Source organism: Psychrobacter sp. 1U1, assembly GCF_051847535.1.
Taxonomy (GTDB): domain Bacteria; phylum Pseudomonadota; class Gammaproteobacteria; order Pseudomonadales; family Moraxellaceae; genus Psychrobacter; species Psychrobacter saeujeotis.
In genome coordinates, this window is sequence record NZ_JBPYDD010000002.1 from 208,096 (window position 1) to 221,227 (window position 13,132).

At 42.3% G+C, this 13,132-nt stretch carries 11 protein-coding genes; 2 read left to right on the forward strand and 9 right to left on the reverse strand.

Annotation, left to right across the window (positions count from 1 at the left end; genetic code table 11):
* Positions 1–13: 13 nt before the first annotated feature.
* From ACS8FB_RS03190 to ACS8FB_RS03230, 9 genes are all read right to left on the reverse strand, one after another.
* Positions 14–835 carry a YfgM family protein gene (locus ACS8FB_RS03190; RefSeq protein ID WP_439260972.1) on the reverse strand — a complete coding sequence of 274 codons (822 nt, stop codon included), beginning with the start codon at positions 833–835 and terminating at the stop codon, positions 14–16.
* A 93-nt stretch (positions 836–928) separates the two neighbouring features.
* Complete coding sequence (gene hisS, locus ACS8FB_RS03195) at positions 929–2,218, reverse strand: histidine--tRNA ligase (RefSeq protein ID WP_439260973.1); 1,290 nt, start codon at positions 2,216–2,218, stop codon at positions 929–931.
* 124 nt (positions 2,219–2,342) lie between these two features.
* Positions 2,343–3,458, reverse strand: a complete 1,116-nt coding sequence (ispG, locus tag ACS8FB_RS03200; protein ID WP_439260974.1) for a flavodoxin-dependent (E)-4-hydroxy-3-methylbut-2-enyl-diphosphate synthase — start codon at positions 3,456–3,458, stop codon at positions 2,343–2,345.
* A 101-nt stretch (positions 3,459–3,559) separates the two neighbouring features.
* On the reverse strand, positions 3,560–4,396 hold the full coding sequence (locus ACS8FB_RS03205; RefSeq protein WP_439260975.1) for a helix-turn-helix domain-containing protein: 837 nt from the start codon (positions 4,394–4,396) through the stop codon (positions 3,560–3,562).
* On the reverse strand, positions 4,387–5,316 hold the full coding sequence (gene pilW / locus ACS8FB_RS03210; RefSeq protein ID WP_439260976.1) for a type IV pilus biogenesis/stability protein PilW: 930 nt from the start codon (positions 5,314–5,316) through the stop codon (positions 4,387–4,389). Before pilW ends, ACS8FB_RS03205 begins: the two co-directional genes overlap by 10 nt.
* A 272-nt stretch (positions 5,317–5,588) precedes the next feature.
* Entirely contained in the window at positions 5,589–6,833 is a 1,245-nt protein-coding gene (gene rlmN, locus ACS8FB_RS03215) for a dual-specificity RNA methyltransferase RlmN (protein ID WP_439260977.1), read from the reverse strand.
* A 366-nt stretch (positions 6,834–7,199) separates the two neighbouring features.
* The gene (ndk, locus tag ACS8FB_RS03220) at positions 7,200–7,631 is read right to left on the reverse strand and encodes a nucleoside-diphosphate kinase (RefSeq protein ID WP_439260978.1); all 432 of its coding nucleotides are present in this window, start codon (positions 7,629–7,631) and stop codon (positions 7,200–7,202) included.
* Positions 7,632–7,950: 319 nt separating this feature from the next.
* Positions 7,951–9,240 (reverse strand): adenylosuccinate synthase, encoded by a 1,290-nt coding sequence (locus ACS8FB_RS03225; protein WP_299219509.1) that lies wholly within the window; start codon positions 9,238–9,240, stop codon positions 7,951–7,953.
* Positions 9,241–9,401: 161 nt separating this feature from the next.
* Positions 9,402–10,727 (reverse strand): ATP phosphoribosyltransferase regulatory subunit, encoded by a 1,326-nt coding sequence (locus ACS8FB_RS03230; RefSeq protein ID WP_439260979.1) that lies wholly within the window; start codon positions 10,725–10,727, stop codon positions 9,402–9,404.
* A 661-nt stretch (positions 10,728–11,388) separates the two neighbouring features.
* Here ACS8FB_RS03230 and ACS8FB_RS03235 point away from each other — a divergent pair.
* Entirely contained in the window at positions 11,389–11,778 is a 390-nt protein-coding gene (locus ACS8FB_RS03235) for a DUF2237 family protein (RefSeq protein WP_299219506.1), read from the forward strand.
* Positions 11,779–11,882: 104 nt separating this feature from the next.
* Positions 11,883–13,097 (forward strand): magnesium/cobalt transporter CorA, encoded by a 1,215-nt coding sequence (gene corA, locus ACS8FB_RS03240; protein WP_439260980.1) that lies wholly within the window; start codon positions 11,883–11,885, stop codon positions 13,095–13,097.
* Positions 13,098–13,132: the final 35 nt, after the last annotated feature.

Below are 13,132 nucleotides of genomic sequence, written 5' to 3' on the forward strand. Positions count from 1 at the left end.
TTATAATACGGATTTACTGCGCTGCTTGGTCAGAATCGTTACTATTGTTAACGCTACTCTGAATATCTGCACTGGCATTTTGCGCTGCTGTTGGTTCTGGTATGGCAGCTGCTTGAATAAGACTAGCAGGTTCATCGATGGGTTCAGGTACAATACCCAGACTCTCCATTTTTAATGCCAATACTGCTCTAGTTTCTTGACGTTTACCAATCAGGCTCCAAGCATTAGTATAGGCTTTAATAGCAGCATCTTCATCATTTTTTGCTAAATAAATATCACCTAGTAACTCTTGTTGGCTTGCCTCAAATGAGCTTGGCATATCATTATTAGCTTCTGATAGTGCAGCATCTGTGTCCCCTGCTGACAACAATGTTTCAGCGTAGCGTAAACGCGTAATCGCATTTAAACCTGCATCTCCTAGATCTATGGCCAATGCCTTTTCTAAGGTCTCAGTCGCACCCGCGAAATCATCGCTATCGACTTGTTGGCGAGCTTTGATCATTAAAGCTTGCCAGGCGTAAACCGACTTACCATGCGTACTGACTAATGCATCGATGTCTTTATTTAGCTGGGCACGACTAGCAGCAAGTGCCGTGGATGCTTCAGCCTCTAGATCTGGGTTCTGTGCTGCCAGACTTACTTCTTCATTAAGTCTTTGGATATCAGCATATTGATCAGCCGCCACGGTATCTACCCGTGCGTGATTCTCTTGCCAATATGTCCAGCCAAAATAACCGGCTAAAGCCAATAAAATAGCTGTCAGAATGTAGCTACCATACTGCTTGAGCGCTTGCATAGAGTTGTCTGTATTAGGCGACTGGGTATTTTGAGCCATGTTTATTTACCTGATAAAATCTAGTTGCTAAAATCTAATTGCTGAGCAGCGAGTGAGCGTTGGTCATTCTACCAGACGCTACTACTAACATAACTACAGACGTGTAAAGTTCTTTGTGCTCGCTAGCCAATCTTGAGCAACTGACTGCTGTTCGCCCGTCTGCATATCTTTAATACTGATTGTATTATCGTCAAGCTCTTGTTGTGCAATTATAACTGTCAAAGCTGCACCAGATTTATCTGCTTTTTTCATTTGTGCTTTCATACTGGTTGCACTCGCCATCTTAATTCGCAAATCTGGACGGCTATAACGTAACTTTTGCGCATAATTGATACCAAACCCGTAGACTTCTGGCTGCGCAACGACAAAGACGTCACAGACTGACATATCTGGCATAGGAGCTACCGCTTCAATAAGCAGTAATAAGCGCTCAAGACCCATTGCAAAACCAACAGCAGGCTCAGACTTAACTGGCTTGTCGTCACGTGCCCCGACAGACTTTAGCTGTCCAATCAGACCATCATAACGCCCACCAGCACAGACAGTTGCTTGACTACCCAGCTTGTCAGTGACCCACTCAAAAACCGTTTTATTATAATAATCAAGACCGCGAACCAAGTGTGGATTGATTTCATAATCTATACCAAGCGTCGTCAGATACGCTTGAACTTGTTCAAAATGGACCTTACTTTCTGTCCCTAAGAAGTCAGCAAGCTTGGGTGCATGAGTAAGCAGTGCTTGGGTACTTGGCTCTTTACTGTCCAAAATCCGTAGCGGATTGGTAGTCAAACGGCGCTTACTGTCTTCATCAAGCTGATCTTGCTTGTCCGTTAAGTAGGCAACTAGAGCATCTCGATAAGCACGGCGCTCATCGATTTCACCCAAGCTGTTTAATTGCAGACGCATCTCATCTTTGAGACCCAGCTCTTGCCACATTAGATGGGTCATTGCAATCAGCTCAGCATCAGCATCTGGCGACGCGCTACCAAAGCTCTCTACCCCTATCTGATGAAACTGACGGTAGCGTCCTTTTTGCGGGCGCTCATAACGAAACATAGGGCCGATATACCAAAGTTTTGGCGTGTCACCGCGTAGCAAGTTATGCTCAAGCACTGCACGCACTGCCCCTGCTGTACCTTCAGGACGCAAGGTCAGAGGTGTTGGTGGTTCAGACTTATCAGCGAAGCTATACATCTCTTTTTCAACGATATCAGTCGCACCGCCAATAGCACGAGCAAATAGATCAGTCTGCTCAACGATGGGCAGGCGAATATTTTCGTAACCGTAACGAGCCAATACATCTGCCAATACAGCTTCTAGTTGTAGCCACTTTGCTGCCTGTTCTGGCAGAATGTCATTAAACCCTTTAATAGCTTTGATCATGATTCGGTCATATCCTCAAATATTATAACGACTGTCTCTATTGTTATTATCGTTACTACTAGCACTTAGATGCTTACTAATGATTTACTACTCACAGACTCAGGGCGATGAATAGTTGCATCATCTATTTAACTCTAATAATTTCATTTTCACGTGACTTTTCCAGCTCGCTTGCATGAGCACGTACCATACTCTCAATCTCATCAACCAGATTATTGGTATCGATAAGATGACTTTTTTCACCCATGCGGTATACCAGGGATTTGGGAGCTGCGCCTACGATACCGATGTCAGACTCTTTTGCCTCTCCTGGACCGTTCACTTTACAACCAATCACCGATAGATTCATGGGCTCACGCACATCTTCTAAACGAGCTTCTAACGCAGTCATTACCTTAATCACGTCAAACTCTTGACGAGAGCAGCTTGGGCATGCGATGAAGTTTACACCATTAGAACGAATATTGAGTGATTTTAAGATATCAAAACCGATTTTGATCTCTTCTTCTGGTTCTGCTGCCAAAGAGATACGAATGGTATCACCGATACCATCTAATAATAAACCGCCAAGCGCGATTGCAGATTTGACGGCGCCAGTACGATATACCCCAGCTTCAGTGACACCAAGATGTAGCGGATTGTCAATTTGTGCCGATATTAAGCGATACGCATCCAAAGTTAAAAACACATTACTCGCTTTGACAGACACTTTATATTGATCAAAGTTTAAACGTTCTAATATATCGATATGACGCATCGCTGACTCAAGCATCGCCTCGCCCGTCGGCTCAGTATATTTACGCTGAATGTCCTTTTCTAAAGATCCGGCGTTCACCCCAATGCGAATTGGAATATTATGATGTTTAGCACAGGCCACAACTTCACGCACTTTAGCATCGCTACCGATGTTGCCTGGATTAATTCGCAGACAGTCCGCCCCTGCTTCAGCAACTGCTAGTGCAATCTTGTGATCAAAATGCACATCAGCAACCAAAGGTACGCTCACCAGTTTACGAATCTTACCAAACGCTTCAACTGTCTCCATCGTTGGAGTCGAGACGCGCATGAAGTCAGCACCAGCATCAACGCAGCGTTCAATTTGAGCGACTGTTGCGGCTATATCACAAGTGTCTGTGTTGGTCATGCTTTGCACACTAATCGGTGCATCGCCGCCAATCGCGACATCACCGACATAGATCTTTTTGGTAGGACGGCGAGTAATAGGCGATGACGTGGACATAAAGAATCCTTTAATGAGAACAAAAGATAAAAAATATAAGCAATCTTAAAGCGGCCATAACATTACTATGACAAGCTGTTAAGCCTGTAACGATCAAATCATTATGGCGCCAACGCAAAGCTTGCTTGTTTATCGGTTGCATACTCATTTAACGCAACCGACTCTTGATTAAGTAATAATTTTACATTGTCAATATTATCAATTTGGATGTTAAATGGCGGCGTACCAAGCAGTTTATAGTTACCACTGGTTTGGCTACCTGACATCAGACTGTTACCAGACGCATCCGTAATATCTACGTTGGTAGTGTCTATGACCTCAACGTCCAATGTGACCGCACTGATATCACTATTACTATCTAAATTAAGTGCTGAACCGGACGCACCCACACTATCTAAACCAGTACTATCATACTGAGTATCAACCGCTGCCCCTTGAGCTTGCTCTGATGCTGACAAGTCTTCGACGGCTGTGGTAGATGTAGCGTTATCTTGACTGGCATTAGTGACCATGCGAAATAAAAACACCGCCAATACAATAAGCCCTATGATTGCAAGAATCAACAACGGGTTAAAGCGGATGCGGCTACGACTATCACGTTGTAAGGTTCCCATCGGGCGCAGCGGTGTATCAATGTTACTCACCGACTGCGCTCTCATCTCATCTGGATACGCTGCATCGAAGCTTGTCGCGATTTTTGTGGGATCCAACTGCAAAAATTTTGCATAGTTAATGACAAAACCACGCGCAAAGGTAACTTGCGGTAAAGCGGCAAAATCCTCTTCTTCTAGTGCTTGTAAATGACGCTCTAAGATGAATAATTCACTGGCGGCTTCTTTTAAACTGATCTGCTTACTTTTACGGGCTTGCTGCAGCGTGGCACCAAATGATCCCTGAGCGTTAGACTGATGATTTGATGATGGGTTGTTCATTTCCATGATGCCTCTGGATTGTTAAGCCAAGTCTTAAGTTGTTTTGCTTCATCACTTAATGGATAAGCAGATAATAGCTGTTGTGCTAATCGTTGACGCGTGGTTCTATCATTTTGAACGGCGGCAAGCTTAATACCTTGTAAAAGCAATCGCGGACTAACACCCTGACCTTGTACGAGCAATAAGGTTTCATCATAAAGCCGTTGTGCTTGCTGTACACGCTGCTGCTCAAGCAACAAATCGACCAGCTCAATATGAGCGATCAAGCTATTACGATTACCATCTAACGCTCGCAAAAACGCTTTGGCCGCCGCTGGATGGTTATTCAACTGTAGGTAAGTGCGCCCTAGGTTCTCAAGTGCACCAATACGTCCTTCATAACCAAGTGCTGCACCTGCAATCTCAAACTGCTCTGCCGCCTCGCTATAACGCTTCATCTGCGATAAATAGACACCGTAGTTGTTACGCACTTGATCAAAATCCTTGTCAAGCGAGATGGCTTTTTTAAAGTATTGATCGGCCTTTTCAAGATTAAGGCGGCTGCCCTCTTGTTGCAACAAAACGCCCATCATATCATAGGCTGGCGCGTATCGGCTATCAGCAGCAAAAGCTTTTTCAAGTTGACGCTGCGCGGTATCAAGCTCGTTTTTACGAATGTATTGCGCGGCAAGCGATGTACGTACGCGAGCGATCTCCTGCTTGTCAAGATTACGAATATCGCTTGGCTGAGTAGACGTTTGATAACGCGTACTTCCAGTTAAGCCATCTGTTGGTGTACTTTGGCAACCCGCTAGTAATAAGGTAGCGATTGCACTAGCTATCAGCCGATTTTTTAGGCTCCCAAACTTTAGGTTACTAGACTCAGGATTACCAGAGATAGTATAGTTTGTTTTTTGATAAGCACTCGCTACTGAGGACTCCTTCATTATTAAAGATGTTTTACGCTGAGTCTTAAATTGACAAAAATATTCAAACATTATCATAGCCGCCATTATAAAACTGAGTTTTAGTACTGTAAATTTAATACTAGAGTTCCAATGAGCCATTAGTTTAATGGATTTAAACCCCTTAAGTACAATTTAGTTACCATGACTGCATTTTTATGGTTATAAATATTATTTACTAAAACCAATAGGAACGTAACCCTATCTGTTTCTTGTCTTAGACTGAGCCACTATTGCTGTCACCCCATCACTCATTAGACAGCAGCGTTACCCTTAGTATCGCGGTCTTTAATGCTTTGTTGCCATGCTGCTGACCGTCTAGTTCGATCAGCGACTTGTCCAACCAATTGACCACAGGCTGCATCAATATCATCACCGCGCGTTTGACGAATGGTGCAAACAAAACCTGCTTCGCTCAAAATATTACTAAACGCATGAATGCGATTATTACTTGATTTATCATAAGGGGCATGCGGGAATGGATTGAACGGTATCAGGTTTATTTTACTTGGCAAACCATCAAGTAACGCAACCAACTGCTCAGCGTGCTCATTGCTGTCATTGACGCCATCTAACATGACATATTCAATCGTGACATGTTTTTTGTGGCGCGGATTGACGTCATAGACGTAATTTTTTGCCGCAGCGATCAGCTCGTTTAATGGATATTTTTTATTAATTGGTACCAGCTCATTACGCAATTCATTGTTGGGTGCATGCAGTGAAATGGCTAAAGCCACATCAATATCCTTCGCTAACTGATACATCTTTGGCACCACACCTGACGTCGATAAAGTGACTCGGCGTTTGGATAAACCATAAGCATGATCACTAAGCATAAGCTCCATCGAGCTGACCACTGGTTTATAATTCAATAATGGCTCACCCATGCCCATCATGACAACGTTGGTCACGTTGTTCTCCCATAAGCTATGATCGACGTTTTCTAAGCTGTCGTTTTCGTCTGCCATATAAGAAGCGTTGGCGACCCACAACTGCCCGATAATCTCAGCGACGCTCAAATCACGCTCAAAGCCTTGTTTACCTGTACTACAAAAACTACAGTCCAATGCACAGCCGACTTGTGAAGACACACACAACGTTTTACGGCCATTTGCTTTACTATCATCTGCTGGGATTAGCACCGTCTCAACCAATGAGCCCCCAGTGACCTCAAACACCCATTTACGGGTACCATCATCACTATATTGACGATGAATAACCTTTGGCGGGGTTACGCAGGCGTGCATAGACAACTTGTCGCGCAACGACTTACTTAGATTGGTCATCTGCTCAAAATCAGTCACCCCGTGCTGATAAATCCACTTAATCACTTGAGTGGCACGAAATGGTTTTTCACCGATGCTCTTAAAGTAATCAGCGAGCTGTGCTTGCGTCATACCTAATAGATTAGTTCTTGCCTGCGCTTCATCTACCAACTTAATGCTATTAGTAAGCTTAGTAGGCACGTGCTGAGTAGGAGCTTGAATAGTTGACATAATAAGTAACCTTTTGGCCTAAGCCATGAGCGTAGTAATACAATTAAATGCTACATTGAGCAATCCGCTATGAGCGCAAACTTTGTCAGTTATAAAATACAAATGATTATCTACAGCGACAATGTACTGATAAGGGATTGATAACGCTAATTAAATGATTGAAAATTAATAATGAGGGACATAATAATAAATTTCAACAAAAACAACCGATAAGCTTAAACATAGACTGGTTAATAATAGCATATTCAAAAAAATACAAAAAAGTTCAGTAATAGCGCAAACGGCTTATACCCAGTTGAGTATAAGCCGTCCTTACAATACTAATGATTAACGCTCAATATCATAAGCGGATATTAATAATAATTATTAGCGCGTACGTGTACGAACTTCATCATCGCTGAAGAAGTAGCTGATTTCACGTGCGGCTGACTCAGCTGAATCTGAACCATGAACCGCGTTTTCGTCAATGCTGCTAGCGAAGTCAGCACGGATAGTACCTTCAGCAGCTTCTTTTGGGTTGGTTGCACCCATGATTTCGCGGTGCTTAGCGATGGCATTCTCACCTTCTAGTACTGATACCAACACTGGACCTGACATCATGAATGACTTTAGGTCATTGTAAAATGGACGCTCAGCGTGCTCAGCGTAGAAGCCGCCTGCTTTTTCATCATCAAGTTGCAACATTTTTGCAGCAACGATTTTTAGACCGTTTTTTTCAAAGCGGCTGTAGATTTCGCCGATATTGTTGTTACCAACTGCGTCAGGTTTGATGATAGATAAAGTACGTTCGTTAGCCATGAGAAGCTCCTAATAGAATTATAAAGGTAAGGGTTTGAATCGTTTATTATCACTATAATACTCAGGCATTTCAGATTTACCAATTCGTATATCTGAGCCTCGACATGTGATTGTTGCCTATTATAATGATTGACGCTATAAATGATAGGATTAATTATGATACCAGCTTACTTAAACGTAAATTTTGCCTTACTAAAAGTTAAAAGGTACATACTATATATTGTATATTTACCAGTATTATTAATTTTTATAAAAAACCCTAATGCTAGCTCTTAGCTGAACATTAGGGTTTTGTCATTCAATAGTTTGTTCTATTTATCTACGCATCATACGGATCACGCAATACGATGGTCTCTTCGCGGTCAGGACCCGTTGAGATGATATCAACTGGGCAGCCAATCAACGCTTCGATACGCTTGATGTATTTTTTAGCATTTTCTGGCAAGTCATCATAGTTGGTAATACCGACAGTAGATTCGCTCCAACCTTCTAGCGTCTCATACTTTGGTGTTACTGATTCATAAAACTCAGCATCATGCGCGCCTGCGCATTCGGTTTCTGGTAGCTCATAACCAACACCAATTAATAGCTCTTCTAGACCATCTAATACGTCAAGCTTAGTCAAGCAGATACCTGACATAGAGTTCAGTACAACGGCGCGGCGTAGGGCTTCTGCATCAAACCAACCACAGCGACGTGCACGACCAGTGGTTGCACCAAACTCATGACCAACTTTAGCCAAATGGGCACCGACATCGTCAAATAATTCTGTTGGGAACGGACCGCTACCAACACGTGTGGTGTAGGCTTTAGTGATACCTAATACATAGTCTAAATACAATGGACCGATACCAGTACCAGTAGATACGCCGCCCGCAGTGACACTTGAGCTAGTCACAAACGGATAAGTACCATGATCGATATCAAGTAATGTACCTTGCGCACCTTCAAACATTAAATTCTTGCCAGCCAAACGCAACTGATTAAGGTCTTCAGTGACATCAGTTACCATGCCTTTAATCTCTTCTTTCCACTCTTGGCATAGCTTGAGTGTCTCATCAAAATCGATCGCGTCGACTTTATAATACTGAGTCAGCTGGAAGTTATGATATTCGATTAGGTTACGTAGTTTTTCTTCTAGGTCTTCACGGAATAAATCAGCAAGCTTGATCGCACGGCGCGCAACTTTGTCTTCGTAAGCAGGACCGATACCGCGACCTGTTGTACCGATTTTACCAGTACCGCGCTTTGCTTCACGGGCTTGATCGAGTGCCACATGATAAGGCATGATAAGTGGGCAGTTAGGTGAAATACGTAGGCGCTCACGTACAGGCACGTTGTTGTTTTCAAGCGCTTTCATCTCTTTTAATAAAGCATCAGGTGCTAGTACAACGCCATTACCAATAAAGCAGGTTACACCTTCACGTAAAATACCTGATGGAATAAGATGCAAGACAGTAGTTTTGCCATCGACAACTAACGTATGACCAGCATTATGGCCACCTTGAAAACGTGCTACTGCTGAGGCTTTTTCGGTAAGTAAATCAACGATTTTACCCTTACCTTCATCACCCCATTGGCTACCTAAAACTACGACATTCTTACCCATAATTAATCCTTACAATGATGTATTAAGGTGCATGGCTTGTTCATTATCAAACAGCCATACGATAACTAACAATTTAAAACTAAACGAAAAATGATGCTTTTTGACGATACTGTCTTTTGATAAACCCATTTTTTAATACAATTATTTTCAATAAAATAGCTTTATTCAACAGCGCTTAATTGCCACTGGTTGTCAACGATACTTAATCGATGCGTGACGTCTTGAGGACAGTCATGCATATCCAGCGGTACAGTGACTCGGTAACCTTGCTGGCGTAAGCTATCAACTTGTTGACGTAGCGTCTGTCTTTGTTCGCTATCCATATTGTTAATTGCAGCATAATCAACGACCACTACCACTGGAGCAGCCAGTTCGACATGTGCTAACAAGCGACTGACATCCATACTAAAACCTGTGGCTTCACGTGGCTGGCTATTTGTTAGGTGACCACCACTTTGCATACCATCGAAACGTCCACCACGTACTAATGGTTGGGTTTCACTGTTGATATAGCCATTAAATACAATACCAGTATGATAGTGATAGCCCGACAGCTCAGTGACATCGATACTGACATTACAATTCCACTGCTCTTGCAGATGGGTTTTTAAGCGCTGTAACTCATCGACTGCGGTAACAATCTCGGTATCTTGTTGTGCGGTATCTGACAGCTTCGCCAATAGCCGTGTCATGTCGTGACCAAAGCGCGCTAAAGCATAAAAATCACTACCCATGGGTAATGTTTGGCAGACGCGCTTTAACTCTGGTAAGTTTTTGTTGGCATATAAATGCATCAATTGCTTAGTGTCACTATCTGATAGCTCAACCAATAAAGCCAACCGTTTAAATATCGCCACATGACCCAAGTCAATGTGCAAAGCTGCACTCATATTTAGGTCATTGACCATCGTAAATAACACATCTATCAATTCAAAATCTGCACTTAGCGATGCACAACCAAATATCTCAGCACCTAACTGCAGTGGCGTACGCGATCCAAACAATCCTGAGGGTAAGGTATGAATGACATCACCTGCATAGCAATAACGCGCAATACCTGTCCCGCCATGATGGGCATCGATACGCAAAATTTGCGGCGTAATATCCGCGCGCACTCCCATCAAACGACCCGTAAGCTGATCGATGATTTTAAAGGTTTGGCGCTTAAGATCCTCTGAGGCATCACTTAACAATGACTCTGTAAACTCAATCATCGGCGGGTTAACCAGCTGATAGCCATGAGTGATAAGCTGCTGAGTCAACTGATGTCGCAGCACTTCTTGCTTTTGCGCATCTTCAAATAATACATCAACCACACCATCAGGTAGTAGCCAGTTATTAGCGACTTCTGCGGTAAAATTACTGAGATGAAAATTACTGAGATGAGACAGATGACTGGGTACGCTATTATCATCAGCATGCTGAGAGGTGGAATTATTTTCAGAACGTGATTGGACGGGTACCGCTGAATAAGAACTGACAGACACAATAAATCCTTGTTTGGCGTATTGCTTACCAAAAAACGCGGCATAGTAAGGTTTGATTTATATTTGCATCAACGATGAATATTGTATGTTTTTGACACATTTTTAACACGCAACACCATTGACCCAATTATTTATAAACAAACTAGGTAACCGCAAAAGGGTGAGTAATAAGTATAAGTTAGGATGATAAGACGAGTATCTTTATGCGCTAATTATAGTAAATGATCAGCGCACTTTATGTTTTAGTTTAGCATAGCAACTGGGGTTCGCCTAGTCACAATTCATATCAATACGTTCTATCTAGTCATAAATACATTATTGCATTATGGCGATTTATTCTTAGCCAAAACGATCGTTTATGATCGCTTTCATCCTCTATTAAGTCGTGATGAATGATTTGGTTCACATCTTTTTAATAGACCCATGTTACACTAGCCTATGTTTTAGGCTATTAGTAGACAGGCTATAATTATCTCGAGATAAAGTCGATACATTAGTAGCCACGCACAGCTGGTATAATTTTTTGCTTGCTAAAACTGCAGATATTACAGCAAATTTATTCCAGTTCGTTTACCTACAAAAACCACGACTAACAATATACAAACTACGGTAAAAATTTATCAACTCCCATTCTATACAATCACTTAATTTCGGAGACCTTATGTCATCTGACTACCACCCTAACCCTGCTATTAACCAGACCAATGTATTAGGTACTGCTCTTGCCAGCTGCTGCTTTGATCCTATTACTGGCTATTATCGTAATGGTTTTTGTCATACTGGCAATCATGATGTTGGTCAGCATACCGTTTGTGCCAAGATGACCAGTGAGTTTTTAAACTTTTCATCAAGCCGTGGTAATGACTTAATCACGCCTTTGCCAGAATACAACTTTCCAGGTCTAAAACCTGGTGATTATTGGTGTATCTGTGCGCTACGCTGGGTTGAAGCACTAGATTTCGATATCGCACCAAAATTGAAGCTAGAAGGTTGTCATGAGAGTTTATTAACACTGGTCGATATTGACACTTTAAAACGCTATGCGATATAACATCGACATGGTTTATCGTTGGACTTTTCTAGGCTGAATTCATTTGGGCCATTTTGAACAGAAAGTAGCCATTTAGATTTTATAAAAGCAACAAGGGAGGGTGTATGGAGCGCAACGACGATCTATCTATTAAGACGAACACCCGCATTACACCTGACTCTAATATTAGTCGTATATATTCTGATATCAGCGACCATCACCCCTATCTAAATAGTTATGACAGCTATATTTACGGAGATGTAGATGCTACTGCTGAAGACACTATTGAGACCATGACGGTGTATGATCCTGACTCTGAGCGCTATGAAGACATTGATTTGTCTAGTGATGATGAAGTGGTCAACTGTTATGCTTATTCGCGTAAGACAGGCGAACAGCTGAGCCAGGTGGCGCTTAATGATGTCAGTCGTGCGCTTAGCAATAGTGGTCAGTTTATCTGGCTTGGATTGTATGATCCCAGTTTAGAAACCATGATTAAAGTCCAAAATGCTTTTGACTTACATGAGCTGGCGATTGAAGATGCGTTTGCCGATCATCAGCGCGCCAAAGTCGAAAACTATGACAACGACATGGTATTTGTAGTATTGCGGACTGCAAAATTAGAGGACAACATTATACGCTATGGTACTACTGCCATATTTATGGGTAAAAACTATCTGATTACGATTCGTAATGGTCCTTCCAACTCGTATGCACCTGTACGTGAACACTGCAATCGTCGCCCTGAAAAGCTACGCATGGGGCCCATATTTGTATTGCATGCTATTCTCGATTTTATTGTCGATAACTATATGCCAGTCACTGATCGCCTAGGCAGCTATTTGCGCGAGCAAGAGCGCTATGTTTTTAGTTATGAGTTTAATAAAAGCACATTAAAAAACCTATACGAGCTCAAGTCGCAACTGGTAAATATGCGCGCGATTATTTTGCCCGTACAAGACATCTGTAGCTTTTTTATCAACCATAAAAAAAGCGAGTTGGTCTCTGGGTTTTCGCAAGCAGCAAAACCTTACTTTCGTGATGTTAATGACCATCTACTCCACTCTTTAGACGCTATTAATGGTTTGAACGAGATGCTAAGTGTGGTGATGAATACTTATATGGCGATGGTGAACATGGGACAAAACGAGGTGGTACGTAAGCTTGCTGCTTGGGCAGGTATCTTAGCCGTACCGACTGCCATTGCTGGTATTTATGGGATGAACTTTGACTTTATGCCTGAGCTACATTGGAAATACTCATACCTTGTGATCATGGGACTTATCATCGCCTTATGTAGTTATCTGTATTATAATTTTAAAAGGCTAAAATGGTTGTAAGATAAGTTGATATAAAAAAAGGCTACTAGATAGCA

What these genes read in the sequence shown, in the direction of transcription:
- ACS8FB_RS03190 (WP_439260972.1), bottom strand. Translation starts at nt 835, where the DNA reads ATGGCTCAAAATACCCAGTCGCCTAATACAGACAACTCTATGCAAGCG.
- hisS (WP_439260973.1), bottom strand. Translation starts at nt 2,218, where the DNA reads ATGATCAAAGCTATTAAAGGGTTTAATGACATTCTGCCAGAACAGGCA.
- ispG (WP_439260974.1), bottom strand. Translation starts at nt 3,458, where the DNA reads ATGTCCACGTCATCGCCTATTACTCGCCGTCCTACCAAAAAGATCTAT.
- ACS8FB_RS03205 (WP_439260975.1), bottom strand. Translation starts at nt 4,396, where the DNA reads ATGGAAATGAACAACCCATCATCAAATCATCAGTCTAACGCTCAGGGA.
- pilW (WP_439260976.1), bottom strand. Translation starts at nt 5,316, where the DNA reads ATGAAGGAGTCCTCAGTAGCGAGTGCTTATCAAAAAACAAACTATACT.
- rlmN (WP_439260977.1), bottom strand. Translation starts at nt 6,833, where the DNA reads ATGTCAACTATTCAAGCTCCTACTCAGCACGTGCCTACTAAGCTTACT.
- ndk (WP_439260978.1), bottom strand. Translation starts at nt 7,631, where the DNA reads ATGGCTAACGAACGTACTTTATCTATCATCAAACCTGACGCAGTTGGT.
- ACS8FB_RS03225 (WP_299219509.1), bottom strand. Translation starts at nt 9,240, where the DNA reads ATGGGTAAGAATGTCGTAGTTTTAGGTAGCCAATGGGGTGATGAAGGT.
- ACS8FB_RS03235 (WP_299219506.1), top strand. Translation starts at nt 11,389, where the DNA reads ATGTCATCTGACTACCACCCTAACCCTGCTATTAACCAGACCAATGTA.
- corA (WP_439260980.1), top strand. Translation starts at nt 11,883, where the DNA reads ATGGAGCGCAACGACGATCTATCTATTAAGACGAACACCCGCATTACA.